This is a genomic window from Halomonas halodenitrificans DSM 735 (assembly GCF_000620045.1).
Lineage (GTDB): Bacteria > Pseudomonadota > Gammaproteobacteria > Pseudomonadales > Halomonadaceae > Halomonas > Halomonas halodenitrificans.
This window is the reverse complement of sequence record NZ_JHVH01000017.1, coordinates 72,526-98,580: the sequence shown is the minus strand read 5'-3', so window position 1 is coordinate 98,580 and position 26,055 is coordinate 72,526. Positions and strand designations below refer to the sequence as shown.

The 26,055-nt window shown below is 64.9% G+C and carries 20 protein-coding genes; 10 read left to right on the top strand and 10 right to left on the bottom strand.

All coding sequences use genetic code 11. From position 1 onward, the window contains the following. Window positions 1-333: 333 nt before the first annotated feature. Window positions 334-1,203, bottom strand: coding sequence for a CDP-diacylglycerol--serine O-phosphatidyltransferase (pssA, locus tag Q358_RS0109345; RefSeq protein WP_027961798.1), 870 nt, complete (start codon window positions 1,201-1,203; stop codon window positions 334-336). A gap of 186 nt (window positions 1,204-1,389) precedes the next feature. Then, a complete protein-coding gene (ilvC, locus tag Q358_RS0109340; RefSeq protein ID WP_027961797.1) occupies window positions 1,390-2,406 on the bottom strand; it encodes a ketol-acid reductoisomerase in 1,017 nt (338 codons plus the stop codon). A 175-nt stretch (window positions 2,407-2,581) separates the two neighbouring features. Here ilvC and ilvY point away from each other — a divergent pair, with 175 nt between their 5' ends. Further along, window positions 2,582-3,469 (top strand): HTH-type transcriptional activator IlvY, encoded by an 888-nt coding sequence (gene ilvY, locus Q358_RS0109335; protein WP_027961796.1) that lies wholly within the window; start codon window positions 2,582-2,584, stop codon window positions 3,467-3,469. A 147-nt stretch (window positions 3,470-3,616) separates the two neighbouring features. Here ilvY and Q358_RS0109330 read toward each other — a convergent pair whose 3' ends face one another. Beyond that, a complete protein-coding gene (locus Q358_RS0109330) occupies window positions 3,617-4,549 on the bottom strand; it encodes a LysR substrate-binding domain-containing protein (protein WP_027961795.1) in 933 nt (310 codons plus the stop codon). 119 nt (window positions 4,550-4,668) lie between these two features. Here Q358_RS0109330 and Q358_RS0109325 point away from each other — a divergent pair, with 119 nt between their 5' ends. Together Q358_RS0109325 and ycaC are read left to right on the top strand one after the other, a co-directional pair. Further along, a complete protein-coding gene (locus Q358_RS0109325) occupies window positions 4,669-5,541 on the top strand; it encodes a pirin family protein (protein ID WP_027961794.1) in 873 nt (290 codons plus the stop codon). Window positions 5,542-5,613: 72 nt separating this feature from the next. Beyond that, window positions 5,614-6,240, top strand: coding sequence for an isochorismate family cysteine hydrolase YcaC (gene ycaC, locus Q358_RS0109320; protein WP_027961793.1), 627 nt, complete (start codon window positions 5,614-5,616; stop codon window positions 6,238-6,240). Window positions 6,241-6,425: 185 nt separating this feature from the next. Here ycaC and ilvN read toward each other — a convergent pair whose 3' ends face one another. From ilvN to rluD, 5 genes are all read right to left on the bottom strand, one after another. Next, window positions 6,426-6,917, bottom strand: a complete 492-nt coding sequence (ilvN, locus tag Q358_RS0109310; protein ID WP_027961792.1) for an acetolactate synthase small subunit — start codon at window positions 6,915-6,917, stop codon at window positions 6,426-6,428. Beyond that, complete coding sequence (locus Q358_RS0109305) at window positions 6,917-8,641, bottom strand: acetolactate synthase 3 large subunit (protein WP_027961791.1); 1,725 nt, start codon at window positions 8,639-8,641, stop codon at window positions 6,917-6,919. Before Q358_RS0109305 ends, ilvN begins: the two co-directional genes overlap by 1 nt. Window positions 8,642-9,143: 502 nt before the next feature. After that, window positions 9,144-11,753 (bottom strand): ATP-dependent chaperone ClpB, encoded by a 2,610-nt coding sequence (gene clpB / locus Q358_RS0109300; RefSeq protein WP_027961790.1) that lies wholly within the window; start codon window positions 11,751-11,753, stop codon window positions 9,144-9,146. 302 nt (window positions 11,754-12,055) lie between these two features. Then, on the bottom strand, window positions 12,056-12,811 hold the full coding sequence (pgeF, locus tag Q358_RS0109295) for a peptidoglycan editing factor PgeF (protein WP_027961789.1): 756 nt from the start codon (window positions 12,809-12,811) through the stop codon (window positions 12,056-12,058). Window positions 12,812-12,836: 25 nt separating this feature from the next. Then, window positions 12,837-13,796: a 23S rRNA pseudouridine(1911/1915/1917) synthase RluD gene (gene rluD / locus Q358_RS0109290; RefSeq protein WP_027961788.1), complete on the bottom strand. Its 960-nt coding sequence runs from the start codon at window positions 13,794-13,796 to the stop codon at window positions 12,837-12,839. A 137-nt stretch (window positions 13,797-13,933) separates the two neighbouring features. Between rluD and Q358_RS0109285 the strand changes: the two genes are divergently transcribed. Continuing rightward, the gene (locus tag Q358_RS0109285) at window positions 13,934-14,812 is read left to right on the top strand and encodes an outer membrane protein assembly factor BamD (RefSeq protein ID WP_027961787.1); all 879 of its coding nucleotides are present in this window, start codon (window positions 13,934-13,936) and stop codon (window positions 14,810-14,812) included. Window positions 14,813-14,906: 94 nt separating this feature from the next. On the opposite strand, the gene Q358_RS0109280 is transcribed toward Q358_RS0109285, so the two are convergent. Next, the gene (locus Q358_RS0109280) at window positions 14,907-16,538 is read right to left on the bottom strand and encodes an NAD+ synthase (RefSeq protein WP_027961786.1); all 1,632 of its coding nucleotides are present in this window, start codon (window positions 16,536-16,538) and stop codon (window positions 14,907-14,909) included. A gap of 96 nt (window positions 16,539-16,634) precedes the next feature. On the opposite strand from Q358_RS0109280, the gene Q358_RS0109275 reads away from it, so the two are divergent. After that, on the top strand, window positions 16,635-16,934 hold the full coding sequence (locus tag Q358_RS0109275; protein WP_027961785.1) for a PP0621 family protein: 300 nt from the start codon (window positions 16,635-16,637) through the stop codon (window positions 16,932-16,934). A 48-nt stretch (window positions 16,935-16,982) separates the two neighbouring features. Here the strand turns inward: Q358_RS0109275 and Q358_RS0109270 are convergent, their stop codons facing one another. Next, window positions 16,983-18,860 carry a DEAD/DEAH box helicase gene (locus Q358_RS0109270; protein WP_156940879.1) on the bottom strand — a complete coding sequence of 626 codons (1,878 nt, stop codon included), beginning with the start codon at window positions 18,858-18,860 and terminating at the stop codon, window positions 16,983-16,985. 256 nt (window positions 18,861-19,116) lie between these two features. Between Q358_RS0109270 and Q358_RS17040 the strand changes: the two genes are divergently transcribed. From Q358_RS17040 to Q358_RS0109245, 5 genes are all read left to right on the top strand, one after another. Beyond that, the gene (locus Q358_RS17040) at window positions 19,117-20,271 is read left to right on the top strand and encodes a PQQ-dependent sugar dehydrogenase (RefSeq protein WP_043487992.1); all 1,155 of its coding nucleotides are present in this window, start codon (window positions 19,117-19,119) and stop codon (window positions 20,269-20,271) included. A 55-nt stretch (window positions 20,272-20,326) separates the two neighbouring features. Next, a complete protein-coding gene (locus tag Q358_RS17035) occupies window positions 20,327-20,986 on the top strand; it encodes a TetR/AcrR family transcriptional regulator (RefSeq protein ID WP_156940877.1) in 660 nt (219 codons plus the stop codon). Continuing rightward, complete coding sequence (locus Q358_RS0109255; protein ID WP_027961783.1) at window positions 20,983-22,131, top strand: efflux RND transporter periplasmic adaptor subunit; 1,149 nt, start codon at window positions 20,983-20,985, stop codon at window positions 22,129-22,131. Before Q358_RS17035 ends, Q358_RS0109255 begins: the two co-directional genes overlap by 4 nt. A gap of 1 nt (window position 22,132) precedes the next feature. Then, the gene (locus Q358_RS0109250) at window positions 22,133-25,195 is read left to right on the top strand and encodes an efflux RND transporter permease subunit (RefSeq protein ID WP_027961782.1); all 3,063 of its coding nucleotides are present in this window, start codon (window positions 22,133-22,135) and stop codon (window positions 25,193-25,195) included. A 180-nt stretch (window positions 25,196-25,375) separates the two neighbouring features. Continuing rightward, window positions 25,376-25,966, top strand: a complete 591-nt coding sequence (locus Q358_RS0109245; protein WP_051530281.1) for a DUF2780 domain-containing protein — start codon at window positions 25,376-25,378, stop codon at window positions 25,964-25,966. Window positions 25,967-26,055 lie beyond the last annotated feature (89 nt).

Here is a 26,055-nt window from a genome sequence, read left to right as displayed (position 1 = left end):
TTCCGTGGAAGCTGCCGGGTGACCGACACTCAGCGATACCGAAGCATCGAGAGGTTCGCCTGACGCCTCAATGAGGCCTCGTCACGAGTGGCGCACATTCTACCGAATCTGCCGCGACTGTCAACCGGTGATTTTCGACGCCTTCCGAAAAACCCATTGCAGAACAGTCACTTCTGCCACATTCACCGCCTGCAACGTTTGCCCGTTGCCGGCAGCGGATGCGTACTTTACGGCTTTCCCCTCGGGCCTGCAAGCCCTCGGCGTAAAAAAGTTTCAGAAACGGCGACGCCCGCGGATGGCGGGCGTCGAATGGCAGGCAACCAGGGCAATGCATCACCCCGACGACGGGACATGGCGCAGCTTGCGCATCACGGCCAGCGTCGGCCCCGAGGCAACGTAAGCACCGAACAGCAACAGCAGCATCACCGATGGCTCCAGGCTGATCACCACGAAGCCCAGCACGATGGCCAGCAACACCACGAAGGGTACCGGGCCCTTGAGATCGATATCCTTGAAGCTGTAGTAACGAATATTGCTGACCATGAGCACTCCGGCCGCCCCCACGATGACCAGCATCAGCAGCTTGTAGCCGAAGGCCTCGGCATCGAAGCTATGGAAGGTCCAGACACTCGCCGCCACCAGCGCCGCCGCCGAAGGGCTGGGAAGGCCGATAAACCACTTCTTGTCGACGCTGCCGATCTGCACATTGAAGCGCGCCAACCGCAGTGCGGCACAGGCCACATAGAGGAAGGCCACGACCCAGCCGGTCTTGCCGATATCCTGAAGTATCCAGGTAAAGGCCACCAGCGCCGGCGCCACCCCGAAGGAAAGCATGTCCGAGAGGCTATCGTACTCGGCACCGAAGGCGCTCTGGGTATTGGTCATGCGCGCCACCCGACCATCCAGGCCGTCGAGTACCATGGCGATGAATATCGCCACGGAGGCGGCCGTGAAGTCGCCGTTGATACCGGCAACGACGGCGAAGAAGCCGGCGAACAGCGCCGAGGTGGTAAAGAGGTTGGGCAACAGGTAGATGCCCTTGCGTCTGACGGTGCGCCCGTCTTCCTGTGCCTCCTCGATCACTTCGGTCTCACGCAGGAAGACCGACGCCAGGTCTTCATCCCGGGGGCGCTCCTCCTTCCGAGGCGCCTCCTCGTCATGTGGCGAGACATCGTGCTCGTTGCCGCGTGGTTCCTGACTCATCGTTTCATCCGTTGTCTGGAAGTGATGGTGGACATTCTTGCACGACCACCCCAAAGCGCAAAGCGGCGCCCCCTCGGAGAGAGAGCGCCCCACCACGGCGACCGACGCCCCAACGACCAGGGGCGCGGTTGCCCGCGCCCCTGGTCTTGCTGCATATACGGCGCCCCTGCAAGCAGGGGCGACGGATCAGTTCTTGGTCTTGTCGACCAGCTGATTGGCAGCGATCCACGGCATCATGCCGCGCAGCTTGGCCCCTACCTGCTCGACCTCGTGCTCGGCGTTCAGGCGACGACGCGCGGTCATCGAGGGATAGTTGCTGTTGCCCTCATTGATGAACATCTTGGCGTACTCGCCGGTCTGAATGCGCTTGAGCGCATTGCGCATGGCGGCACGCGACTGCTCGTTGATCACCTCGGTACCGGTCACGTACTCGCCATACTCCGCATTGTTGGAGATGGAGTAGTTCATGTTGGCGATACCGCCCTCGTACATCAGGTCGACGATCAGCTTGAGCTCGTGCAGGCACTCGAAGTAGGCCATCTCCGGTGCATAGCCCGCCTCGGTAAGCGTCTCGAAGCCGGCCTTGACCAGTTCCACGGCGCCGCCGCAGAGCACGGCCTGCTCGCCGAACAGGTCGGTCTCGGTCTCGTCCTTGAAGGTGGTCTCGATGATGCCGCTACGACCGCCGCCGATCGCCGCCGCATAGGAGAGAGACAGCTCCTTGGCATTACCGGTGGCGTCCTGATGCACGGCAATCAGGTCCGGAATGCCGCCGCCACGCACGAATTCGGAGCGCACGGTATGTCCCGGCGCCTTGGGGGCGATCATTACCACATCCAGGTCCTGGCGCGGCTCCACCTGGTTGTAGTGGATGTTGAAGCCGTGGGCGAAGGCCAGGGTGGCCCCCTGCTTCAGGTTGGGCTCGACCTGATTCTCGTAGATCGCCTTCTGGTTTTCGTCCGGCGCCAGGATCATCACCACATCGGCACTCTGGCACGCGTCCTCGACGGAAGCGACCTTGAGGCCGGCACCCTCGGCCTTGGCGGCGGAAGAGGAACCTTCGCGCAGGGCGACGGTAACATCGACGCCGGATTCCTTGAGGTTGTTGGCGTGGGCATGCCCCTGGGAGCCGTAGCCCACGATGGTGACCTTCTTGCTCTGGATGAGGGAGAGGTCGCAATCCTTATCGTAATAAACGTGCATGTCGTGCTCCTGAAGACGTGAGAATAACGAGCGTGTCAGCGCTGATGGCCACCCGCCCCGTCTATCGCGGGGCTGGGCTTGCGGCACCCGATGGCTCAACCATACGCCAGCCCTTCCGTTGCGTAAAACGCTATATTTGCAACAATACATCCCATTTCATGCAATAATCATCGCCATGGACATGCGCCCCCTACACCACTTCCTCGCCCTGGCCGATACCCTGCACTTCGGGCGCGCCAGCGAGGCGTGTCACGTCAGCACCTCCACCCTCTCGCGCTCTATCCGCCACCTGGAGGAAAGCCTCGGCGTTACCCTTTTCGAGCGCGACAACCGTCATGTAGGACTGACCCGGCAGGGCGAGACCTTCCAGCGTTATGCTCGCGAGACCCTGGAGCGCTGGGAGGAACTTCGCCACTCGCTGATGAGCGACGCCCGCCGACTGAACGGCGAGATCAGCGTCTACTGCTCGGTCACCGCCAGCTACAGCTTCCTCTATGAGTTACTCAGCGAATTCCGCAGCCATCATCCCGGTATCGAGCTCAAGCTGCATACGGGCGACCCTGCCGAGGCCATGAGCCGAGTGCTCGCCGGCGACGAGGACATGGCGATCACCCCCCGCCCCCGCCAGCCCCCGGAGGCCCTCGCCTTCAAGTCGCTGACCCGCGCGCCGCTGGTCTTTATCGCCCCCCGGGAGGCACCGGACTGGATCCCCACCACGCCCGAGACGCCCAGCGCCGAGCAGTGGCGTAGCGTGCCGATGATCCTCTCCGAGGCGGGCCTGTCGCGCAGCCATGCCGACACCTGGTTTCGAGCCCTGGGCGTGACGCCGAGGATCTATGCCCAGGTCGCCGGTCACGAGGCGATCGTCAGCATGGTGGGCCTGAGTTTCGGCATCGGCGTGGTACCCAAGATCGTGCTGGATAACAGCCCGCTGCGCGAACGCGTTCGCGTGCTGCCGGTAAAGCCGGAACTGCCCCACTATGACGTGGGCCTCTGCGTGCTCGAGCGGCGCCTGAAGAGCCCGTTGATACGCGCCCTCTGGGATGAAGTGATGGAGAGATAGACAAAGAGCTGGCGAAAGAACAGGCTCTTCACAGACTGGTGTGAAAGCGACATCGACCCAGGGGACAGGCTGGACAGAGAAACGGCGATCAATCAGGGAAGCGCTATTGCGGATCTACCGGGTGTCGGCGCTTATCCATCGAGAGGCTCATTGTGCGTTGATCAGCGCCTCCTGGGTAGCAAAGTCCTCCTCTGCGATCTGCTCGTCCAGGAAGTCGAGAAGCGCCCGGACCGCCGGCAGCAGCCCCCGCCGCGAGGGAAAGACGGCATGCAGGATCCCGCCCTGGGGCTCCCAACCCGGGAGGACGTCAACCAGCCGCCCGGTCTGGATATCCCGAGCGCCTACCAGTTGCCCAAGCTTGACCACGCCGAGTCCCTCCAGAGCGGCGGCATGCAGGGTCTCGGCGCTGTCGGTGACCAGCCGCGGTCGATGGGAGATCTGCGCGCTGGCTCCCTCTGGCCCCACCAGGTCCCAGCAGTGGCGATTGTCGTACTGTTCGAAGTCGAGGCTCGGCAGCCCGGCAAGGTCCGACGGGCTGCGGGGCCATGGCCGGTTGCTGAACAGGGCGGGGGCGGCCATCAGCCGCTGTGGACTCGAAGCGAGTACCTTCATGGTCAGCTCGCTGTCCTCGATCGGCGGGAAGCGCACGCGGATCGCCAGATCGAAGCCTTCCTTGATCACGTCCACCCGCCGGCTGGTGGCCTCCACCTGCACCTCCACCTTTGGACAGTACGCCATGAAACGCACTAGCAGCGGCGTGATCAGATAGTGCAGCACGCTGGGCGAGCAGCTCAGCCGTACCGTGCCCCGGGGTTCGTCATGATGGCGCTGGATCAGCTCCTCGGCGGCTTCCGCCTCTACCAGCATGGCCAGGCAGTGACGATAGTAGGCCTGCCCCAGCTCGGTGACCGAGAGATGGCGCGTCGAACGGTTGATCAGTCGCGTGGCGAGGCGCTTCTCCAGCTGGGTGATGCGCCGGCTCAGCTTCGACTTGGGAATGCCCAGAGCGCGCCCGGCCGGGGCGAAGCCTCCGTGGTCCACCACCTGAACGAAGTAGTAGAGGTCGTTGAGGTCCTGCATGCTTTCGTCCCATCAGTGAAACGCTGAGTGTCAATTTCAGCGTATACAAGCATTATTGTTCAAGTAGTAGGCTTCTTGCATCGGGAGGCAAACCTCCCTCGTCATGACAGGAGCCGAAGATGAAGGCGATACAGGCAGTATACGGTGCCCCACGCGGCCATTGGGTCGGCGACGGTTTTCCGGTGCGCTCCCTGCTCAGCTATGACCGCCTGGGGGCCGAGCACATCAGTCCGTTCCTGATGCTCGATCATGCTGGTCCGCACCGCTTTAGTCCGACTCGCTACCGCCGAGGGGTGGGAGCCCATCCCCACCGGGGCTTCGAGACGGTGACGCTGGTCTACCAGGGAGCTCTTGAACACCGCGACTCGGCGGGGCATGGCGGCCAGATCGGTGAGGGCGATGTCCAGTGGATGACCGCCGGCGCAGGCATCGTCCATGAGGAGTACCACGCTCCCGCATTCGCCGAAGATGGCGGCCTTCTGGAAATGGTGCAGCTGTGGGTCAATCTGCCGGCCCGGGACAAGTCCGCCTCGCCGGCCTACCAGACCCTTCTCGACAGCGAGATTCCCCGAGTCGACCTGCCGGGAAATGCCGGCCAGCTCAGAGTGGTGGCGGGCAGTTACCTTGATCGGCAAGGCCCCGCGCGCACCTTTACTCCCATCAACGTCTGGGATCTGCGCCTGATGGCCGGTGGCGATGTCCGGCTCGATGTGCCCGAGGGCCACACCACCCTGCTGGTCGTGCTGGAGGGCACGGTACTGGTCGACGGCGAGCGCACCGTCCGCGACGAGAGCGTCGTCACCTTCGAGCGCCGCGGTGAGACCCTTCACCTGGAGGCCAGCAGCGACGCCAAGCTGCTACTGCTGAGCGGTGAGCCCATCGACGAATCGGTGGCTGGCCAGGGCCCCTTCGTGATGAATCACGAGGCCGAGCTCCACCAGGCCTTTGCCGACTTCCAAGCCGGGAAGTACGGCAACCCGGGGGGCGCATGAGTCCCCACCCTTGCTCGGCGATCATCGCCGTGCAGCCCTCTGACTGCCAATGACAGCGAAAGGAGAACGACCATGTCCTTTACCTACAATCGACTCGACAAGAATGACGTGGCCCTGCTGATGGTGGACCACCAGGCCGGCCTGCTCTCCCTGGTGCGCGACTTCAGCCCGGACGACTTCAAGAACAATGTCCTGGCCCTGGCCGATATCGCCAAGTTCTTCGATATCCCCACCATCCTCACCACCAGTTTCGAGGATGGGCCCAACGGCCCCATGGTACCGGAGCTCAAGGAGATGTTCCCGCAGGCGCCTTATCTAGCCCGCCCGGGACAGATCAACGCCTGGGACAACGAGGAGTTCGTCGCCGCCATCGAGGCCACCGGCAAGAAGCAGCTGCTGATTGCCGGGGTGGTCACCGAAGTGTGCGTAGCCTTCCCGGCGCTTTCGGCCCTGGATGAGGGCTATGAGGTCTTCGTGGTTACCGACGCCTCCGGGACCTTCAACCAGACCACACGGGAGTCCGCCTGGGATCGTATGTCCCAGGCCGGCGCCCAGCTGATGACCTGGTTCAGCGTAGGCTGCGAGCTGCACCGTGACTGGCGTAACGATACCGAAGGCTTCGGCGGCCTGCTGGCCGGCCACCTGCCCGCCTACGCCAACCTGATGCAGAGTTATAATCAGCAAGGCCAGCCGGGCTAGGGCGACGACCCGGTACGAATTCATTAAAGCCGGAGCCGCCCCACTATGTCGTGGGCCTCTGCGTGCTCGAGCGGCGCCTGAAGAGCCCGTTGATACGCGTCCTCTGGGACGAAGTAGTAAAACGCCGAAAGCAGGAAGCCGCCCCGAAGGGCGGCTTCCCGATTCAACCACAAGGCGGCAAGGCGTCAGAGCGATAGCACCTTGTCGCCCCGGGCAATCCCGGATACCCCGGTGCGCGCCACCTCCAGTATCCCTACCGGCTCCATGGCCTGCAGGAAGGCATCGAGCTTGCCGGCGTCACCGGCGATCTGCACGGTGAACAGGCTCGGACTGACATCGACGATCTGCGCGCGAAAGATATCCGCGGTCCGCTTGACCTCGTCGCGATTGGTCCCCAGCGCCCTTACCTTCACCAGCATCAGCTCACGTTCGATATGGTTGCCTTCGGTAAGGTCGACCAGCTTGACCACGTCGATCAGCTTGTTGAGATGCTTGGTGATTTGCTCGATGACCCGGTCATCGCCCACCGTCGTGACCGTCAGGCGGGACAGGGTAGCGTCTTCGGTGGGCGCCACGTTCAGCGTCTCGATGTTGAAGTTGCGCTGAGAGAAGAGCCCCACCACACGAGACAGGGCGCCCGGTTCGTTTTCCATCAGAATCGAGATGATATGGCGCATCAGGTCCGCTCCGTCTTGGAAAGCAGCATGTCACGCATGGAGCCCAGGGGCACCTGCATCGGATAGACGTGCTCATGCGGGTCGACCGCAACATCGAGGAACACCAGCTCGTGAGTATCGGCGAAGGCACGCTCCAGTGCCGGCTCGAGCTCGTCGAGGGTCTCGACCTTCAGCGCGGTAAAGCCATAGGCCTCGATCAACTTCTGGAAGTCGGGCAGTGACTCCATATAGGAGTGGGCATGACGCGACTTGTAGTTGAGGTCCTGCCACTGACGCACCATGCCCAGCGACGCATTGTTCAGATTGACGATCTTCACCCCGCCACCGAACTGCTTACAGGTGGAGAGCTCCTGCATCATCATCTGAAAGCTGCCCTCGCCGGTCACGCAGATCACCTGCTCGTCGGGGAAGTTCTGCTTGACCCCCATGGCGGCGGGGAAGCCGAAGCCCATGGTGCCAAGCCCACCCGAGGTAATGAAACGGTTGGGCTTGTCGAACTTGTAATACTGGGCCGCGAACATCTGATGCTGACCGACATCGGTGGTCACATAGGCCTCGCCCCGAGTGATACGACAGAGCGCCTCGATCACTTCCTGGGGCTTGAGCGTCTCCCCTGGCCGGGACGGCTCATAAAGCCTGCCCACCCGCTCTTCGCGCCAGCCCTCGACCTTCTGCCACCACTCCTCCAGGGCCTCGGGATAAGTGATCTCCTTGCCCTGCACCAGGCTGATCATCTCGCTGATCACGCTGCCCGCCGGCCCCACGATGGGTACATCGGCACGCACGGTCTTGGACACCGAGCTCGGGTCGACATCCACGTGGATGACCTTCGCGGTGGGGCAGAACTTCGAGGTGTTGTTGGTCACGCGATCATCGAAGCGTGCCCCGATGGCGATCACCAGATCGGCATGGTGCATGGCCATGTTGGATTCATAGGAGCCATGCATGCCCAGCCAGCCCAGGCATTGGCGATCGCTCTGGGGGTAGGCACCAATGCCCATCAGCGTGGTGGTGATGGGAAAGCCGAGGCGCTTGACCAGGTCGGTCAGCCCCTCGCTGGCACGCCCCGTAACCACGCCACCGCCGGTATAGAACACCGGACGCTTGGCCTTGAGCATCAGTTCCACGGCCTTCTTGATCTGGCCACTATGGCCCCGGCTCACCGGGTTATACGAGCGCATCTTGACCTTCTTCGGATAGACGTACTCATAGCGCTCGGTAGGTGCGGTCATGTCCTTGGGAATATCCACCACGACCGGTCCCGGTCGACCAGTGGCAGCCAGATAATAGGCCTTCTTGAGGACTTCCGGAATTTCACTCGGGTGCTTGATCGCGAAGCTGTGCTTCACGATCGGTCGGGTCACGCCAACAATATCGGTTTCCTGAAAGGCATCGTCGCCGATCAGATGACTCATCACCTGACCGCACAGCACTACCATGGGGACCGAGTCCATGTAGGCGGTGGCGATGCCGGTGACGGCATTGGTCGCCCCCGGGCCGGAGGTTACCAGCACCGTGCCGGGCTTGCCGGAAGCTCGTGCATAACCGTCGGCCGCGTGAGTGGCGGCCTGCTCATGGCGAACCAGGATATGTTTCACCTTGTCCTGGCGGAACAGGGCGTCATAGATGTGCAACGCCGCGCCACCAGGATAACCATAAATATATTCGACGCCCTCATCCTGCAGGAAGCGGGCGATCATGTCCGCGCCGGAAAGCAATTCCACGTTTTTTCTCCCCTGGAGGTCTCGAGTGCGATCCGTCACCCCACGGGCAACGGTGTCGAGTGCGGCGGTATGCCGCTGCCGGCAACGCCGGCACCTGATGCCAAACCCTGGCAAGAAGCCCTGTTAGGGCCTGCACTCTCATCACGGCGGTTGGCCGCTTCGGGGCGTTGGCCGACCCGGGCGGTGAGCCCGCAGTCGGAAGTCCTTCGGCGGGTAGAGGCCACCGGCCTACCCTTCACACGGAAATGGGGGGTCGCCCGCTGGGCCCGTGTCCGTATCAGGAGCTTCCAAGATTCCATTAGCTCGACAACGGTGTCAACCGCGCAAAAGGCGTGAGCCCCGTAGCGGGCCCAGGCAGAAGACGTAAAAAGCCCGCCCACTCGCGGAGAGGAGGGGCGGGCAAGGAGGTTACAGGACGCAACCTGTCATTCAGTCTAGCCGGGAAATTCCGGGATGCGAGTATCGCCAGCCGCCTGTGGCGGCCGGCAACATTCGCTTCATGTCATGACTGCGCGGCGGCCTCGGCGGGCACCCGGTCGAACACCAGGCGTTCCTCCTCGGCATCCACCCGGATGGTATCGCCGGGTGAGAACTTTCCGGCCAGCAGATCCTGGGCCAGAGGATTCTCGATCCGCGCCTGGATGGCTCGCTTGAGCGGCCGCGCCCCGAAGACCGGATCGAACCCCACCACCGCGAGCTGTGCCATGGCCGCATCACTGACTTCAAGGGACAGCTCATGCTCCGCCAGGCGTGCACGCAGGCGCTCGAGCTGAATCCCGGCGATACTCTGGATCTGCTCCTGACCGAGCGCATGGAACACCACGACCTCATCGATGCGGTTGATCAGTTCGGGGCGGAAATGCATGCCGACCACGTCCATTACCGAGCTTTTCATCTGGTCGTAATCGGTATCACCGCCGCCCATGCGCTGGATGATGTCGGAGCCCATGTTGGAGGTCATCACGATCACCGTGTTGCGAAAGTCCACGGTGCGTCCCTGACCATCGGTGAGGCGACCATCCTCCAACACCTGCAGCAGGATATTGAAGACATCCGGATGGGCCTTCTCCACCTCGTCGAGCAGCAGCACCGAATAGGGCTTGCGGCGCACCGCCTCGGTCAGATAACCCCCCTCCTCGTAGCCGACATAGCCAGGGGGCGCACCGATCAGACGCGACACGGAGTGCTTCTCCATGAACTCCGACATGTCGATGCGCACCATCGCCTCCTCGGTATCGAAGAGGAAATGGGCCAGCGACTTGCACAGCTCCGTCTTGCCGACGCCGGTGGGGCCGAGAAACAGGAAGGAGCCACTGGGGCGGTTCGGGTCGGCGAGCCCCGCCCGAGAGCGACGCACGGCGTTGGCCACCGCGGTCACCGCCTCGTGCTGGCCAATCACCCGCTCATGCAGCGCCTCTTCCATACGCAGCAGCTTGTCGCGCTCCCCCTCGAGCATCTTGGCCACGGGGATGCCGGTCCAGCGCGAGACCACCTCGGCGATCTCCTCCTCGGTGACATTGGAGCGCAGCAGCTGATGACCGGAGGTGTCGGCCTCGGTATCCCCGGCCTCGGCGATCCTGTTCTCGAGCTCGGGAATCACCCCGTACTGGATCTCCGACATTCGCGCCAGGTCGCCCTGACGGCGGGCCTGCTCCAGTTCCACCCGGGCACGGTCGAGCTCGTCCCTGAACTGGGCCGCCCCCTGAATGCTGGCCTTCTCGGCCTTCCAGATCTCGTCGAGGTCGGCATACTCGCGCTCGAGTTCGCCAATCTCCTCCTCCAGTGTCTCCAGGCGCTTCTTCGAGGCCTCGTCGGTTTCCTTCTTGAGGTGCTCGCGCTCCATCTTGAGCTGAATCAGCCGGCGGTCGAGTCGATCCATCTCCTCGGGCTTGGAGTCGAGCTCCATGCGGATACGCGAGGAGGCCTCGTCGATCAGATCGATGGCCTTGTCGGGCAGCTTGCGGTCGGTGATATAGCGCGTGGAGAGCTTCGCCGCGGCGATGATGGCGCCATCGGTGATATCCACGCCGTGGTGCACTTCGTAGCGCTCCTTGAGACCACGCAGGATCGCCACGGTGTCTTCCTCCGAGGGCTCATCCACCACCACCTTCTGGAAGCGACGCTCCAGGGCGGCATCCTTCTCGATATACTGACGATATTCGTCGAGGGTGGTGGCCCCCACGCAGTGCAACTCGCCGCGAGCCAGGGCCGGCTTGAGCATATTACCGGCATCCATGGCCCCTTCGGCCTTGCCGGCACCCACCATGGTATGCAGCTCGTCGATAAACAGGATGACCCGGCCTTCTTCCTGGGCGAGCTCCTTGAGCACCGACTTGAGGCGCTCCTCGAATTCGCCACGGAACTTGGCCCCGGCCAGCAGCGCTCCCATGTCCAGCGACAGCACTCGCTTGTCCTTGAGACCCTCGGGCACCTCGCCATCGACGATGCGCTGGGCCAACCCCTCGACGATGGCGGTCTTGCCCACCCCGGGCTCGCCGATCAGCACCGGGTTGTTCTTGGTACGCCGCTGCAGGACCTGGATGGTGCGACGAATCTCGTCGTCACGCCCGATCACCGGGTCGACCTTGCCACTGGCCGCTCGCTCGTTGAGATCCAGGGTGTACTTCTCCAGCGCTTCGCGCTGGTCCTCGGCGTTGGGGTCATCGACCCTTTCCCCGCCCCGTACTCCATCAACCGCGGCCTCGAGTGCCTTTCGCGAGAGCCCGGCCTGGGTCAGCAGCTTGCCGACCGCGCCCCCCATCTCCAGCGCAGCGAGCAGAACCAGCTCGCTTGCGATGTACTGATCACCACGTTTCTGGGCTTCCCGGTCGGTCAGATTGAACAGCTTGATCAGGTCGCGGGAGGGCTGTACCTCGCCGTCGAACTGGGCGACCCTCGGCAGGTCGTCGAGGTGGCCGATCAACGCCTCGCGCAACCGGGCGGCATCGCCACCGGCCTTTTGCACCAGCGCCTTGGCACCGGTATCGGTGGCGTCGAACAGCGCCAGCAGCAGATGACCAGGCTCGAGCTGATTATGCCCACGCCCCACGGCCAATGATTGGGCGTCGGCCACGGCGTTCTGCAACTTGGCGGTAAACTTGTCGAAACGCATGTCACGTCCTCCATCGGGATGGCGAGACGGTCGGACGCCCCGCTTGACCCTGTTAATGTCTTGATATCGTAAATGGCGACACGTCGAGCGGGTTTCAAGTCAGCGGCCGGGAGGGGCGTATGACAAGTTGACGCAGATCAAGGCTGGAAGCCGTAAGCCGTAAGCCGTAAGCCGTAAGCCGTAAGCCGTAAGCCGTAAGCCGTAAGCCGTAAGCCGTAAGCCAGGATATTGCCATCAAGGCTCACGACAAGGGGTGCGTATCGCGTAAAGCGTATGGCTTACGGCTCTGTTCCCCGAACGGATCAGCGCAGCCAGATTACACTGGCCATTCTGCCCGTATGGCCATCATCACGGCGGTGGGAGTAGAAGCGCGATTCGCAGGCGGTGCAGAAGTGGCCGCCGCTGATATGGGAGACGCCCAGGCGTTCCAGGCGCAAACGCGCCAGGCGATAGAGATCGGCCATGTAGTGGTTCAGGCGATAGGGGCTGGGATCGAAGGCATCGACGGCCTCGGGGTGCACGCCCACGAAGGCCTGGTAGACCTCGGGCCCGACCTCGAACTGGGCATTGGAGATCGCCGGGCCCAGCCAGGCCAGCTGTTCCTCGGGGGGAACCCCCAGTGCCGCTACCGTGGCCTCGAGCACGCCGCCGGCCAACCCGCGCCAGCCGGCGTGGGCCACCGCCACGCGCTCACCTCGGCGGTCGCAGAAAAATACCGGCAGGCAGTCGGCGGTCAGCACCACACAGCCATGACTCCGATCGAAGGCCACCGCGGCATCGGCCTCGGGCGGCTCGGCGGCGTAGGTCTGCTGCACCCGGGCGCCATGCACCTGGTTGAGCCACAGCAGTGGTCGCTGCTCATCGACCTGCTTGTTCAGCAGGCGCCGGCACAGCGCCACATGGTCGACGTTGTCACCCACGTGGTCGGCCGGATTGAAACAGGCGAAATCCCCCTGGCTGGGTCCGGTCTCACGTGTGGTGACGAAGGCTCCCACTGAGGTGGGCGCCGGCCAGTCGGGCAGGATCAAGGTGGGCCGCAGATCGGGAGCATCGCTCATGGCAGTTTCCTCGGTGCAGCTGGGTTCAACGCATCGTCTGATGGTCATCGCGCAGGTAGTCGAGCAGCGTCAGCAAGTTATCCGGCAAAGCGGCCCGAAAGCCGACCCTTTCCCCGCTTTCCGGATGTACGAACGCCAGCCGGCGAGCGTGCAGTGCCTGGCGCGGAAACTCGCGCAGGATATCCTTGAGCGTATCCGAGGCACCGGCGGGTAGCTTCAGGCGACCGCCATAGACCGGATCGCCGACCAGTGGATAGCGCAGATGCGCGAGATGCACGCGGATCTGGTGGGTACGGCCGGTCTCCAACCGACAGCGCACATGGGTATGGGCACGAAAGCGTTCCACCACCCGGTAATGGGTCACCGCCGGCTTGCCGGAGGCGGTCACCGCCTGACGCTTGCGATCCTTGGGATGCCGCCCGATCGGTGCATCCACCGTACCGCCGGCAGTCATCACCCCGACGCTGATCGCATCGTACTCTCGAGACACCGTGCGCGCCTGCAGCTGCTCCACCAACGCCGTCTGGGCGGCCAGCGTTCTGGCCACCACCATCAGGCCACTGGTGTCCTTGTCCAGGCGATGGACGATGCCGGCCCGCGGCACCGAAGCCAGCGCCGGATCATGATGCAGCAGGGCATTGAGCAGGGTCCCGTCCGGGTTGCCCGCCGCCGGGTGCACCACCAGCCCCGGGGGCTTGTTGATCACCAGTACCTGGTCGTCCTCGTGCACCACATCCAGGGGGATGTCCTCGGGTTCGAAACGGGTATCGTCCTCGACCTCGGTACAGAGGCGTAGCCATTCGCCGCCATACACCTTGTCTCTGGGGCGGGCCTGCCGCTCGTTCAGGGTCAGGTCGCCGGCCTTGATCCAGGCCTTCAGGCGCTCTCGGGAGAAATCGGCGAAAAGCTCCGCCGCGGCCTGGTCGAGCCGCTGGCCGGCCATGGCATCGGGAACACGCTGCTGTGCTTCGAGTGTCTGGGACATGAAGAGAATGACCGTTTACGAGGATCGGGATCGAGGCGCCGCCAAGCACTGCGTTTTGCCACGCAGTGCTTTATAGTGTGCGGGTTCAGAGCCGATTCTAACACGGCCCGTCCGCGTTGTTTGACACGAGGATCACGATGCGCGTTTCCAATTCCCCTACCCGTTTCGCAGCCCTGCTTCTGGCCACCGGCCTGCTGACCGGCTGCTCCCTGTTCGGCGGCGGCCCCGATGACTCTGGCGACGAAGTGGGCAGTCCAGATGCTGCTTCCCAGCGGGTTGCGGATGAAGAGGTCGAATATGCCAACCTCGATGAGCGTGAACTCTACGAAGAGGCGCGCGAATCCCTGGACAGTGGCAGTTTCACCGCCGCCGTCTCCCGACTCGAGGCCCTCGACACCCGCTTCCCGTTCGGCGCTCATGCCGAACAGGCGCAGCTGGAACTGATCTACGCCTATTACGAAATCAGCGACTGGGAAGCCACTCGTGCGGCGGCCAACCGCTTTATCCGCCTTCACCCCAGCCATCCCCAGGCCGATTATGCGCTCTACATGCGCGGGCTGGCGGCCTGGCAGGCGGGCCGCTTCAGCCTCGAGCGCCTCAAGCTGATCGATATCTCCAAGCGTGACCTGGGCGCCTCCCGCGATGCCTACGGCGACTTCCGCGAACTTATTCGCCTCTATCCCGACAGCCAGTACGCACCGGACGCTCGCCAGCGCATCGTCTACCTGCGTAATCTGCTGTCACGCCATGAGCTGCACGTGGCCGACTATTACATGCGCCGTGGCGCCTATCTCGCCGCCGTGGAGCGTGGCCGCTGGGTGGTCGAGAACTACCCCAAAAGCGAAGCCACCCGCGACGCCCTGGCAATCATGGTCGAAGGCTATCTGGGCCTCGAGATGCGCGACCGTGCCCGGGAGTCACTCCGGGTGTTGATCGACAACGCGCCGGATCACGAGCAGCTGCGTGGCCGCACCTTCGAACCAGACCGCGTGAAGGCCGAACCGATCTCTGCCTGACACTCCCGGCCGGTTTTTCGAGCGTGTAAAAACATCGGCGCTGCCTCTGGCAGCGCCGATGTTTCTTCAAGCCTTCGCGTTCACGTTTCGCCCCTTACTCCCCCGGCTGCCAGCCGTTGACGATGGGATAGCGACGGTCGCGACCGAAGCCGCGGCGAGTAACCCGTACTCCCACCGGCGCCTGGCGACGCTTGTACTCGCAGCGATCCACCAGCTTGACCACCCGATAGACATCGTCACGGTCGAAGCCCGCCTCGATGATCGCCTCGGCACTCATGTCGCCCTCGATATAGCGGACCAGGATGGCGTCCAGGGTGTCGTAATCGGGCAGCGAGTCGCTGTCCTTCTGATCCGGCGCCAGCTCCGCCGAAGGCGGACGCTCGATCACCCGCTCGGGAATTGCCGACGACTGGGTATTGCGCCAGCGCGACAGACGATAGACCCAGGTCTTGTAGACATCCTTGATGGCATTGTAGCCACCCACCATATCCCCGTAGAGGGTAGAGTAGCCCACCGCCAGCTCGCTCTTGTTGCCGGTGGTCAGCACCATCAGGCCCTTCTTGTTGGAGATTGCCATCAACAGCACGCCGCGGCAGCGCGACTGCAGGTTCTCCTCGGTGGCATCCCGGGCCGTGCCCTCGAAGATGTCGGAAAGTGTCCCCATGAAGGCCTCCACCATCGGCTCGATGGGCATGACCTCGTAGTGAACGCCCAGCATCTCGGCCTGCTCGGCGGCATCCTGCCGGGAGATATCCGCGGTGTAGTGATAAGGCATCATGACCGCCTGCACCCGTTGCGGGCCCAGGGCATCCACGGCAATGGCCAGTGACAGGGCGGAGTCGATGCCTCCCGAAAGTCCCAGCACCACGCCCTCGAACCCGCTCTTGTTGACGTAGTCACGCAGGCCGGTCACCAGGGCGCAGTAGAGGTTCTCCTCCGGTTCCACGTCGGGTTCGGTCTCGCCGGCCTGGGGGACCCAGCCATCCTGCTGGAGGATAAACTGCACCGGCATCAGACCTACTCCCCAGTGCGGTGCCTGTACCCGCAACTCGCCGGCGGCGTCCACACAGGCCGAGCCACCATCGAATACCAGCTCGTCCTGGCCGCCAATCTGGTTGACATAGACGATAGGCAGTGACACCGCGGCGGCCCTCTCCTCAAGCAGGCGCAGACGCTCGGCGGGCTTGTCCTGGTGGAAGGGCGAGGCATTGAGGCTGACCAGAATCTCGGCACCGGCCGCCTTCGCCTGCCGCGCCGGCGCCTCTTCCCAGAGGTCCTCACAGATCAGCAGGCCCAGCTTCGCGCCTCGGTGCTCGAACACCAACGGTTCGCTGCCGCGGGCGAAATATCGCTGCTCGTCGAACACCTCATAGTTGGGCAATGCCTGCTTGGCATATTCCCCCAGCCATTCGCCATCGAAGAGCACCCCGGCCAGGTTCCAGAGCCGCCCTTCGCGACGGCCGGAGTAGCCGACGATCACCAGCACGTCGCGCACCACCTTCGCCGCCATATGGGCACGCGCCTCACGCAGGCGACTCTCCATCGAGGGGCGCAACAGCAGGTCCTCCGGCGGGTAGCCGGTCAGACAGAGTTCGGGCAGCACCACGATATCGGCGCCATGCTCGATGCGCGCCTCGCGCACCGCCTCGATGGCACGATCGGTATTGCCGGGAATGTCCCCTACCAGGGGGTCCAGCTGAGCCATCACCAGCGTCAAGTCTTGCATGGGCTTGGAAATCTCTCGAGAATCAGTGGATGCCTTCATTGTCCCGCATGGGCGGCCGACTGGCAAAGCCGACCACCCCACCTGGGAGCTACCCGGATGAACCTCTTGATAATACGCCTGATCATCTTCGCCGTGCTGTTCCTGGCCGGCCTCAAGCTGTACCGCATGTACCGGGAATGGAAACTGGGCCGTGAGGAACTCCTGGAAGGCGACCGCGACGCCTCCGGGGGCAACCAGATGGTGCGCTGTGCCTGGTGCCAGGTGCATGTACCGGAGAATGACGCGCAGCGTGCGACTGGCGAATGGTTCTGCTCCAGCGCCCATCGCGATCGCTATCTTCAGGAGCAGGAACAGCGCGACGCTCAGGACAGCGACGACAGCGGCCCGCGCGCCTGAGGCACCGACACCCTCGCCGCGATACGCGCCTGGCGCTGGGCGTTCGCCCTACCCCGCCTCCTCCGCCTTGCGATAACGCCCGACATAGTCGAAGAGTTTCTCGCGCACCTGCCAGTGGCGCCCTGCCTTGCGCCCCACCACGAAGTCGGGATGGCGCAGGCGCCCGCCGTCGGCGACCACTTCCTCGGGCGTCATGGGGTTGAACGCCACCCCCGGAGCGCGCAGGTGCTGACGAAGAAAAGCGGCGGCGAAGGCCCGCCGCTGGGCCGGGGTCTCCAGGGCAAACCACTCGGCTAGCGTCGTACCGTCCTCGTCATGGTAGATCACCTTGAGGCGGGGCAGGCCGCGGCCATTGACGGTGGCCTCCAACTGCATGCCGGCCACCCGCAGCACCCGGGCGTCACGCAGGCGCAGCGCCTCCTTGAGCTTGTCATCGGCGTCCACCAGCTGGACGCCGCAGCCATGGCAGCGCCGGGCGGCGATATCATTCTCGGCGCCGCAATCGCCACATACCTTGAAGCGAAAGCGGAACTCGCACTGCTTTTTAACAGCGCCCGACGCCGCGCTAAACGGCTTAACAGCGCCCGACGCCGCGCCAAACTGCTTACCGGCGCCCGATGCCGCGCCGCGCCGCTCCTGGAAGGCAGGAGTGGCCGAGGTGCCCTCCACCAGCCCCTGGCAGCGACGCCCGAAATGCTCGACCACCAGGTCGCCATCCCGCTTGCCCCAGAACAGGTTGGCATGGCCGCAGGCCGGACACGGCACCTGTACCGGCTCGCTGTCGGAATCGGGCCTCGGCGACCCCACCTCCGGCGCATACAGATCCCAGGGGTTGCCTGCGTAGTCGAGGATCAGGCAGTCGCGCTTGCCCGGCGAGAGGCGCAGCCCACGGCCGACGATCTGCTGGTAGAGGCTCACCGACTCGGTAGGGCGAAGGATCGCGATCAGATCCACGTGCGGGGCATCGAAGCCGGTCGTCAACACCGCCACGTTGACCAGGTACTTCAGCTCGCGCGTCTTGAAGGCAGCGATGATCCGCTCGCGCTCGGCGGAGGGCGTCTCGCCGGTAATCAGCGCCGCCTCGGCCGCCGGCAGATAGCCAAGGATCTCCTCGGCATGGGCCACGCTCGCGGCGAACAGCATCACGCCCCGGCGATCCCGGGCCCGCTCGATCACTTCGGCAATGATGCCCGGTGTGGCGCGATGGCTTGCCACCACCCGGTTGAGCTCCTCTTCTCGAAAGAGCCCGCTCGTGGTCGGCGTCAGTGTCGAGAAATCATAGCGTTCCACGGCGGCATCCACCCTCGCCGGCTCGGCCAGATAGCCCTGCTTGACCATCAGCCGCAGCGGCTGCTCGAAGACACAGGCCCGAAAGAAGCAGTCGGCCTCGCCCCGCACCATGCCGTGATGGTGGCGATGATAGATGAAGCCCTGACCGAGCCGATAAGGGGTAGCCGTCAGCCCCAGCACCTTGAGCCGCGGGTTGGCCTGGCGCAACTGCTCGATCACCCGCCGATAGCTGGCATCCTCCGCCGGGGAGACCCGGTGACACTCGTCGATCACCAGCAGGGTGAAGCCCCCCTGCTCCCGGGGCGGAGAAGTGAAGCGATCCAGGCTTCGCACCACCGATTGCACCGAACCGAACACCACCTGACGCTCGGCCTCCTTGCGTCCCAGGCCGGCACTGAAGATATCGGCCTCGAGGCCATAGGCCAGGTACTTGGCGTGATTCTGCTCCACGAGCTCACGCACATGGGCCAGCGCCAGCACCCGCCCGCGGGCCAGGCGGGCCAGCTCGGCGATCACCAGCGACTTGCCGCTGCCGGTAGGCAGCACTACTACCGCCGGGTCGTCGCTTTCACGAAAGTGCTCGATGACACGGCCCACCGCCTCCCGTTGATAGGGGCGCAGGCTTGGCGCAGGCATGTCGATCATCGGCCATCTCCCACACTGACGAGGGGCGCCAGTCTACCGGGCGACGGTAGCCGCGTCAGCCCGGCCCGCAAACACGGCAAGGGCACAGCGGACGAAACCACTCTCGCGTACCGCTCTCGGTGTCGGCCAGGCACTGAGACGGCCTCAAGCCGTCGTCGAGTGCCTTGTCTCATGATGCATCGAATAAGCGAATATTGGCCTATGCTGCTGGATGAGGACTCGACTCATCCCTGAACAAGGTCCACCTATGGCCGCGATATTGCGCACGTTGACCCTCACCCTGTTGCTGAGCGGCCTGCCCCTCGACGCTCAGCCCCAGGCCGCCGAGCCCCTGATCGAGGGCCTGGAGAGCGATCATTACTCTCTACGCCTTGAGCGCATCGCCTCGGGCCTGGCACACCCCTGGTCGCTGGCCTTCCTGCCCGGCGGGGACCTGCTGGTCAGCGAGCGCCCGGGACGCCTGGCCCGCATCGACCAGGCGGGGCGGGTGACGCACGTGGAGGGAATTCCCGAGGTGAGTGCTCGCGGCCAGGGCGGCCTGCTCGATCTCAGCCTTCATCCGCGCTTCGGCGATGGTGGGCACGACTGGCTCTACTTTACCTGGAGCCAGTCCGGTAACGGTGGCAGCGCCACCACTCTCTCCAGAGCACGGCTGGCCAACGATGCCCTGACCCATATCGAGACGCTGCTGGTGCAGGACCGTTTCTCCGCTCCCGGGCGCCACTACGGCTCGCGGCTCGCCTGGCTGCACGACGGTACTCTGCTGATGAGTATCGGTGACCGTGGCCGCACACCGCCCCGCGCCCAGGATGGCGGCGATCATGCAGGCAGTGTGCTGCGCCTGACCGAAACGGGCGGCGTACCGCCCGACAACCCCTTCGTTGACGATGCCGCGGTACTCGATGAATTGTTCACCCTGGGTAACCGCAACCCTCAGGGGCTCACGGTTACCGGCGCTGGCCTCCCCTGGTCCACAGAGCATGGTCCCCGCACCGGCGATGAGCTCAACCGCCTGATCGGCGGCGAAAACTATGGCTGGCCGGTGGTCAGCCGCGGCAATGACTACGCCACCAATCGGCCCATCGGACGTAATAGTGCGCCGGGCATGCGTGACCCGCTGCATGTCTTCGAAGGACGCTTCGCCCCCTCGGGACTCGCCGAGGTCACTGGCGACACCTTTTCCGCCTGGCAGGGACACTTCCTGGCCGGTGGCCTGGCCAGTGAGCGCCTGGTCCGCCTGGCCCTGGAAGCCGATGAGGTAGTGGAGCATGAAGTCCTGCTGGAAGGCGAGGTCGGCCGCATCCGCGATGTACGCCAAGCCCCCTCCGGCGCCATCTACCTGCTCGAGGATGCCGCCAGTGGCGCCATCTACCGGCTGACACCCATGGATTCGTCGCCCTAAGCGCCCCTGCCTCGACGATGTCAGCCGCCAGACAGGCCATTGTCGGCGGTTGAAAGTGAATGACTATTCATTTATTTTACCAGCCCTCTTCGGCCTCTCCCCTCCTGCCATGCGCCCTCGCGACCAGCACAAGCAAGCCGCCCTGATCGAAGCGACCCTTCATCAGGTAACCGAACACGGCTTCGGCGCCTCCTCGGTGGCTCGTATCGCCCGTCGGGCCGGCATCTCGCCCGGCACCGTCTATATCTACTACTGCGATAAGGAAACCCTGCTGGAGGCCGCCTTCCTCCATGTCAGCGATCGGCTGATCGAGACCGCGCTGACGGCCTTCGATCCCCGGCCGGGCCTGCGCGAGGCCCTGGGTGCGGTCTGGCGCGCCATGTTTGCCCTGGCCCTGGAGCAGCCTCGGCTGTTCCGCTTCCACGAGCAGTTCACCCACTCCTCACGCATGAACCCGGCGCTGCAGGAGCGCAACGAGGCACGGCTGTCACCCGTGCTCGAGGCCATCGAGCAGGGCCAGCGGGAGGGACGGATCAAGCCCGTGGGCCTCGAGCTGATCGAGGCCTTCCTGTTACGGCCGATCCACAGCCTGGTCCATGGCCACAGCTGCCGGCCCTTCACGCCGACGCCCGAGGCCATCGACAGCGCCTTCGCCATGACCTGGGATGCCATCGCCCTGCACCCCACAACGCCCCTTGACCAGAGTGACTCATGACCACCGCCCGCCATCGCCCTACCCTATGCCTCGCCCTGTTGCTGATCCTCAGCCTGGCACTCGCCGGCTGCAACGAGGCGCCGGCATCCCTCGCCAAGCAGCAGATACACCCGGTCAAGCTGGTGACCCTGGCCAAGGACCGGGCCGGCATGCTGCAACACTACCCGGCCGTGGTGCATGCCTCCGAGCGCTCCGACCTGGCCTTCCGGGTCGGTGGTGAACTCGAGGCGCTGCTGGTGCAGCCCGGCGAGCGAGTGAGCGCCGGCCAGCCGATCGCCCGCCTCGATGACCGGGACGCCCGCAGCCGTCTCGCCAGCGCCCAGTCGAGCTTCGACCTGGCCCAGGCCACCTTCGAGCGCATGCGTTATTCCGTGGAACGCGGCGCCATCAGCCAGGCGCGCTTCGACGAGGCCCGGGCCGAGCACCTCGCCGCCCGGGCGAGCCTCGAGCAGGCCCGCGACCGGCTCGACTACACCGAGCTCGACGCCCCCTTCTCGGGCGTCATTGCCAGCGTGCCGGTGGACAACTTCCAGGTGGTGAGTGCCCAGCAGACCATCGCCACCCTGCACAAGCCGGGCAGCATCGATGTCAGCTTCCAGCTCCCCGAGCAACAGGTACGGCGCATCAGCCGCGAGGCTCGCGAGGCCAGTCGAGAGAGCGCCACCCCGATGGCCTGGGTGCGCTTCGGCGCCGACGAGACCCGTTATCCGGCCCGCTACAAGGAGCATGACACCAGCGTCAGCACAGGCTCGCTGAGCTATGCGGTGACCCTGACCCTGCCCGAGCCCGATGACCTCACCGTGCTCTCCGGCATGAGCGCCACCGTGATACTGGACATGGCGCGCCTCACCGGCACGCCAGGCGACCGCTGGCGGGTGCCGGTCGGCGCCGTGGTGACCCGTGACAGCGCCCCCGACCAGCCGGTGGTATGGCGCTACGTGCCGGATGCCGAAGGCGGCGCAAGCCAGGACGGTGAACGGCTCGGCCGTGTCGAGGCGGTGCCCGTGGAGACCGGCCCCCTCGGCGAGACGGGACTGCTGGTCAGCGGAGCGCTTTCCGCCGGCGACCGGCTGGTCGCCGCCGGTGCCCAGCGCATGGATGCCGAGCGCCGGGTGCGGCCCTGGGTCCAGGAAGAGGGACTCTAAGATGGTCGACTATTTCCTGCGTAACCGGGTGATCAGCTGGATGGTCGCCCTCCTGCTCGCCATCGGCGGCCTGACGTCCTTCTTCGGCCTTGGCCAGCTGGAATTCCCCGAGTTCACCATCCGCAACGCCGTGGTCGGCACCGCTTACCCGGGCGCCACACCCCGCCAGGTCGAAGAGGAAGTGACCCTACCCCTGGAGAAGGCGATCCAGGAGATTCCCCATCTCAAGCGGGTCAGCTCGGTGAGCAGCGCCGGGCTCTCGCAGATCACCCTGGAGCTGGAAAGCAGCGTACGGGCCTCGGAGATGCCTCAGTACTGGGATCTGCTGCGCCGCAAGGTCAGCGACGCTCAGTCACGGCTGCCCCCCGGCGCCGGCGCCTCGGTGGTCAACGACGATTTCGGCGACGTCTTCGGGTTGCTCTACAACCTCACCGGCGAGGGCTACAGCCTGCACGACCTGGAGAACCATGCCGATCTGCTGCAACGGGAGCTGGCGCTGGTCGACGGCGTGCAGAAGATCAGCATTGCCGGCACCCGCGCCGAACGGATTGAGGTGGCCCTGGATCGGGAGCGCATGCAGGCACTGAACATCTCGCCCGACCAGCTGGCGGACCTGCTCAATGCCCAGAATCTGGTCGGCGATGCCGGCCGCGTGAGGCTCGACGGTCAGTCGCTGTCGCTGCAGCCCGGCGGCGAATTCGACAGCGTGACGGACCTGGAGCGGCTGGTGGTCGGGCGCCCCGGCGACGGCCTGATCCGACTCGGCGATATCGCCACGGTTCAACGCACCGTTACCGACAGCCCGAGCCGCCTCTATCACGCCAACGGCCAGCCGGCCCTGTCGCTGGGCATCGCCTTCGAGTCGGGCGTCAATGTGGTGAAGATCGGCGAAACGGTCAGCACCCGACTAGAGGCCCTCGCCGACAGGCTGCCGGTGGGCATGGAGCTGATCCCGGTCTACGAGCAGCCCAGGGTCGTCGATGATGCCGTCTCGGGCTTCCTGATCAACCTGGCCGAGGCGATCGGCATCGTCATCCTGGTGTTGCTGCTCTTCATGGGCCTGCGCAGCGGCCTCTTGATGGGCCTGGTGTTGCTGATCACCATCCTTGGCACCTTCGTGATGATGTCGGTGCACGGCCTGCAGCTGCAGAAGATATCGCTGGGGGCACTGATCATCGCGCTGGGCATGCTGGTGGACAACGCCATCGTGGTCACCGAGGGCATGCTGATCGGCCTCCACCGGGGCAGAAGCAAGCGCCAGGCGGCACTCGAGGTAGTCAACCAGAACCGCCTGCCCCTGCTCGGGGCTACCGCCATCGCTATCATGGCGTTCGCGCCGATCGGCCTGTCGCCGGACGCTACCGGCGAGTTCGTCGGCTCGCTGTTCTGGGTACTCTGCTACTCGTTGCTGCTGAGCTGGATCACCGCCCTGACCCTGACACCCTTCTTCTTCGACCTGTTCTTCCGCGAAGCGCCCGCCGCGCAGGAAGGCGACGACCAGGATCAGGACCCCTACCGCGGCCTGCTGTTCGTGGCCTTTCGCGGCCTGCTGGCCGGCGCCATCCGCCTGCGCTGGCTGACCCTGGTAGCGGCGGTGGTACTGCTCGTCACCGCCCTGGCGGGTTTCGGCCAGGTCAAGAACGCCTTCTTCCCCGACGCCACCACGCCGCTGTTCTTCGTCGATGTCTGGCTGCCCGAGGGCACCGACGTGCTGGAAACCGACGCCCAGGTGGCACGCCTGGAGCAGGCGGTGCTCGACATGGACGCGGTCGAGAACGTGACCAGCGTGATCGGCGGCGGGGCCCAGCGCTTCACCCTCACCTATGCCCCGGAAGACAGCTACGCGAGCTTCGGCCAGCTGATCGTCGAGACCACCGACCGCGACAGCCGCGAGGCGCGCATGGAGGAGGTGATCCGCCTGCTGCGCCGGGACTTCCCGCGCATCCAGTACAAGGTCAAGGCCCTGCAGGTCGGCCCCTCGTCCAAGGCGAGCCTGGAGGCGCGCCTCTATGGCCCGGACGCCGAGGTACTCAGGCGCCTCGCCGACCGGGTACAAGGCGTCTTCGAGGCCGAGCCACTGGTCGACAGCGTGCGACTCTCCTGGAGCAACCGGGTCAACGTGATCGAGCCCGCCTTCCTCGACGAGCAGGCCCGGCGTGTCGGCGTGACCCGCGCCGCCCTGCACCAGGCCCTGCTGATCAACAACGACGGCGAGCAGGTCGGCGTCTACCGCGAGGGCAGCGAGCTGATCCCCATCCTGCTGCGCGCCGAGGAAAGCCAGCGCCACGATCTGGATGACCTGCATGCCCTCAACGTCTGGAGCGACGAACAAGCCAGCTATGTCTCCGCCGGTACCGTGCTCGGCCCACTGGAGACCCACCCGCGGGACCCGCTGATCAAGCGACGCGACCGGCAGCGCATGCTGGCGATCTATGCCGAGCCGATGCCGCTGTCCGGCGAGACCGCTGCCAGCGTGCTCGCGCGCCTGCGTCCCGAGGTCGAGGCCATCGAGCTGCCACCCGGCTATCGACTGGAGTGGGGCGGCGAGTACCAGACGTCCGGGGAGGCAAAGCAGGCGCTGTTCTCATCGCTGCCGCTGGGGCTTCTGGGCATGTTCGTGATCACCGTGCTGCTGTTCGCCAGCCTGCGTCAGGCCCTGGCGATCTGGTCGATCGTGCCCCTGACCCTGGTCGGCATCGTCGCTGGTCTGCTGCTGTTAGGTGTTCCCTTCACCTTCATGGCCCTGCTCGGCACCCTGAGCCTGGTGGGCATGGTGCTCAAGAATGCCATCGTGCTGGTCGAGGAGATCAATGTGCAGATCCACCAGCGAGGCGATCGCTATCAGGCGGTGATGCAGGCCGCGGTAAGCCGGGTAAGGCCGGTGGCGATGGCCGCCATCACCACCATGCTGGGGATGATTCCGCTATTCTCGGACGCCTTCTTCTCGAGCATGGCCGTGGTGATCGTCTTCGGCCTCGGCGTGGCGACCCTGCTGACCCTGGTGGTGCTGCCGGTCGCCTACTGCACCCTGTTCGGCATCACCGCGCCGGCCCGCCGCGGCTGAGCCCAAACCGCCGTCTCCATGGCCGACACCCAAGGCGCCGGTCATGGAGGCGGCGCCGGGCCGTACGGCCCGAGGCGAGCATATCGGCCGCACGACCGCCCTTGCGTCGAGTGATAGTATGACTATCGCATCACCGTTGAGCCGATCCCGGCTCATTCCCCGCGAAAGAATGGAGTCTGCATGTCGCAAAAGTCCCTGGCCCTGATGGGCGCCTCGCTTCTGATTGTGTCTCTTGCCGGCTGTGCCGCTACCGGTAATGGCACGTCCAGCAACAACTCTGCCAGCCATGCTGCCAGCACCTCCAGCTCCATGATGGACGTGGCCAGCGGCATGCTGAGCCAACAATCCGGAGAATCCCTGCCGGCGGCCGATCTGATGTCCAGCCTGACCTCTCAACTGGGTGTGTCATCCACCCAGGCGCTGGGTGGCTCGGCGGCCATGCTGTCACTCGCCCGGTCTCAGCTCGGTTCCGACACGACCTCCGCGCTTGCCAGCGAAGTCCCGCAGCTGTCCAGCCTGACCAGCAGCAGCTCGCTGTCCACGCTTTCCAGCCTGGCGGGCCTGGGCGGCAACGATGACACCACTGCCCTGGCCAGCACCGTAAGCGGTGTCGACGACAGCGCTTCACTGGACAGCGCCTTCTCCATGCTGGGCATGGACAGCGACATGGTGTCCCAGTTTGCCCCGGTCCTGCTGAACTACATGGGCAGCGAGGGTGTCAGCTCCAATCTGCTGAGCTCGCTGTCCAGCGTGTGGGGCACCGGCTCCTGAGGGCCATGCCTGGCACACCACGACGACCACATCACGACGAAAAAGCGCCGCCCCTGGGGCGGCGCTTTGGTATCGGCCACTGGGCCTTG

What these genes read in the sequence shown, in the direction of transcription:
- pssA (WP_027961798.1), bottom strand. Translation starts at nt 1,203, where the DNA reads ATGAGTCAGGAACCACGCGGCAACGAGCACGATGTCTCGCCACATGAC.
- ilvC (WP_027961797.1), bottom strand. Translation starts at nt 2,406, where the DNA reads ATGCACGTTTATTACGATAAGGATTGCGACCTCTCCCTCATCCAGAGC.
- ilvY (WP_027961796.1), top strand. Translation starts at nt 2,582, where the DNA reads ATGGACATGCGCCCCCTACACCACTTCCTCGCCCTGGCCGATACCCTG.
- Q358_RS0109330 (WP_027961795.1), bottom strand. Translation starts at nt 4,549, where the DNA reads ATGCAGGACCTCAACGACCTCTACTACTTCGTTCAGGTGGTGGACCAC.
- Q358_RS0109325 (WP_027961794.1), top strand. Translation starts at nt 4,669, where the DNA reads ATGAAGGCGATACAGGCAGTATACGGTGCCCCACGCGGCCATTGGGTC.
- ycaC (WP_027961793.1), top strand. Translation starts at nt 5,614, where the DNA reads ATGTCCTTTACCTACAATCGACTCGACAAGAATGACGTGGCCCTGCTG.
- ilvN (WP_027961792.1), bottom strand. Translation starts at nt 6,917, where the DNA reads ATGCGCCATATCATCTCGATTCTGATGGAAAACGAACCGGGCGCCCTG.
- clpB (WP_027961790.1), bottom strand. Translation starts at nt 11,753, where the DNA reads ATGCGTTTCGACAAGTTTACCGCCAAGTTGCAGAACGCCGTGGCCGAC.
- pgeF (WP_027961789.1), bottom strand. Translation starts at nt 12,811, where the DNA reads ATGAGCGATGCTCCCGATCTGCGGCCCACCTTGATCCTGCCCGACTGG.
- rluD (WP_027961788.1), bottom strand. Translation starts at nt 13,796, where the DNA reads ATGTCCCAGACACTCGAAGCACAGCAGCGTGTTCCCGATGCCATGGCC.
- Q358_RS0109285 (WP_027961787.1), top strand. Translation starts at nt 13,934, where the DNA reads ATGCGCGTTTCCAATTCCCCTACCCGTTTCGCAGCCCTGCTTCTGGCC.
- Q358_RS0109280 (WP_027961786.1), bottom strand. Translation starts at nt 16,538, where the DNA reads ATGCAAGACTTGACGCTGGTGATGGCTCAGCTGGACCCCCTGGTAGGG.
- Q358_RS0109275 (WP_027961785.1), top strand. Translation starts at nt 16,635, where the DNA reads ATGAACCTCTTGATAATACGCCTGATCATCTTCGCCGTGCTGTTCCTG.
- Q358_RS0109270 (WP_156940879.1), bottom strand. Translation starts at nt 18,860, where the DNA reads ATGCCTGCGCCAAGCCTGCGCCCCTATCAACGGGAGGCGGTGGGCCGT.
- Q358_RS17040 (WP_043487992.1), top strand. Translation starts at nt 19,117, where the DNA reads ATGGCCGCGATATTGCGCACGTTGACCCTCACCCTGTTGCTGAGCGGC.
- Q358_RS0109255 (WP_027961783.1), top strand. Translation starts at nt 20,983, where the DNA reads ATGACCACCGCCCGCCATCGCCCTACCCTATGCCTCGCCCTGTTGCTG.
- Q358_RS0109250 (WP_027961782.1), top strand. Translation starts at nt 22,133, where the DNA reads ATGGTCGACTATTTCCTGCGTAACCGGGTGATCAGCTGGATGGTCGCC.
- Q358_RS0109245 (WP_051530281.1), top strand. Translation starts at nt 25,376, where the DNA reads ATGTCGCAAAAGTCCCTGGCCCTGATGGGCGCCTCGCTTCTGATTGTG.